Annotated in this window: 1 protein-coding gene and 8 tRNA genes; 1 reads left to right on the top strand and 8 read right to left on the bottom strand. The window is 45.5% G+C overall.

Features of this window, described 5'->3' with window-relative positions; all coding sequences use genetic code 11:
* The coding region (locus HT731_RS09270) for a transposase (protein ID WP_173278639.1) at positions 1-450 on the top strand (450 nt) is incomplete at its 5' end.
* Positions 451-517: 67 nt separating this feature from the next.
* Here the strand turns inward: HT731_RS09270 and HT731_RS09265 are convergent.
* The 8 genes from HT731_RS09265 to HT731_RS09230 form a co-directional block, all read right to left on the bottom strand.
* Positions 518-605, bottom strand: a tRNA-Ser gene (locus tag HT731_RS09265).
* 6 nt (positions 606-611) lie between these two features.
* Positions 612-685 (bottom strand) — tRNA-Ile (locus HT731_RS09260).
* A gap of 34 nt (positions 686-719) precedes the next feature.
* Positions 720-790, bottom strand: a tRNA-Gly gene (locus HT731_RS09255).
* A gap of 20 nt (positions 791-810) precedes the next feature.
* Positions 811-883: transfer RNA gene (locus tag HT731_RS09250), tRNA-Phe, on the bottom strand.
* A 3-nt stretch (positions 884-886) separates the two neighbouring features.
* A tRNA-Met gene (locus HT731_RS09245) sits at positions 887-960 on the bottom strand.
* Positions 961-970: 10 nt separating this feature from the next.
* Positions 971-1,060, bottom strand: a tRNA-Ser gene (locus tag HT731_RS09240).
* Positions 1,061-1,072: 12 nt separating this feature from the next.
* A tRNA-Ile gene (locus tag HT731_RS09235) sits at positions 1,073-1,146 on the bottom strand.
* 13 nt (positions 1,147-1,159) lie between these two features.
* Positions 1,160-1,233: transfer RNA gene (locus HT731_RS09230), tRNA-Met, on the bottom strand.
* Positions 1,234-1,253 lie beyond the last annotated feature (20 nt).

Raw genomic sequence — 1,253 nt, 5'->3', positions numbered from 1 at the left:
AAACTCATTCAACAGGATAGCCGTAAACTGAGTGATAAACGATTTTATCGCCCTACTTTTCGTATGCACTTAACCAATAAAGAGATTCTAGACAAGCTTTTGAGCTATTCAGAAAACTTGAAACATCACTATCAGCTCTATCAGCTCTTGCTTTTTCACTTTCAGAATAAGGAGCCGGAGAAATTTTTCGGGCTCATTGAGGACAATCTAAAGCAGGTTCATCCTCTTTTTCAGACTGTCTTTAAAACCTTTCTCAAGGAAAAAGAGAAGATTGTCAACGCCCTTCAACTACCCTATTCCAACGCCAAACTGGAAGCAACCAATAATCTCATCAAACTTATCAAGCGCAATGCCTTTGGTTTTCGGAACTTTGAAAACTTCAAAAAACGGATTTTTATCGCTCTGAATATCAAAAAAGAAAGGACGAAATGTGTCCTTTCTCGAGCTTAGCTTTTCTTCAACCCACTACAGTTAACAAAGAAGCAAGAAAAAAGAGAGTTATAAACTCTCATTCAAACGGAGAATAAGGGATTCGAACCCTTGCGCCAGTTACCCGACCTAACGATTTAGCAAACCGTCCTCTTCAGCCTCTTGAGTAATTCTCCAATTAATGGGCACGAGTGGACTCGAACCACCGACCTCACGCTTATCAGGCGTGCGCTCTAACCACCTGAGCTACGCGCCCAAGTTAAAAACTTGGTAATTTGAACAAAGTTCAAAGCGGGTGACGAGAATCGAACTCGCGACAACAGCTTGGAAGGCTGTAGTTTTACCACTAAACTACACCCGCATACATACTATAAGTAAAAATGGCGCGAGACGGAATCGAACCGCCGACACATGGAGCTTCAATCCATTGCTCTACCAACTGAGCTACCGAGCCTTATTGCGGGAGCAGGATTTGAACCTACGACCTTCGGGTTATGAGCCCGACGAGCTACCGAGCTGCTCCATCCCGCGTTAATAAAAAAGGAGGATGTGGGATTCGAACCCACGCACGCTTTTACACGCCTGACGGTTTTCAAGACCGTTCCCTTCAGCCGGACTTGGGTAATCCTCCATGATATTCAAATGGACCTTGTAGGACTTGAACCTACGACCACTCGGTTATGAGCCGAGAGCTCTAACCAGCTGAGCTAAAGGTCCAACAAGATCATTATAGCGGCGAAGGGGATCGAACCCCCGACCTCCCGGGTATGAACCGGACGCTCTAGCCAGCTGAGCTACACCGCCATGAATCGGGAAGACAGGAT

This window comes from Streptococcus sp. k-163 (assembly GCF_013277555.1).
In the GTDB taxonomy this organism is placed as follows: domain Bacteria; phylum Bacillota; class Bacilli; order Lactobacillales; family Streptococcaceae; genus Streptococcus.
The sequence above is the reverse complement of the archived record's forward strand: the minus strand, read 5'-3'. Positions and strand labels throughout refer to the sequence as shown.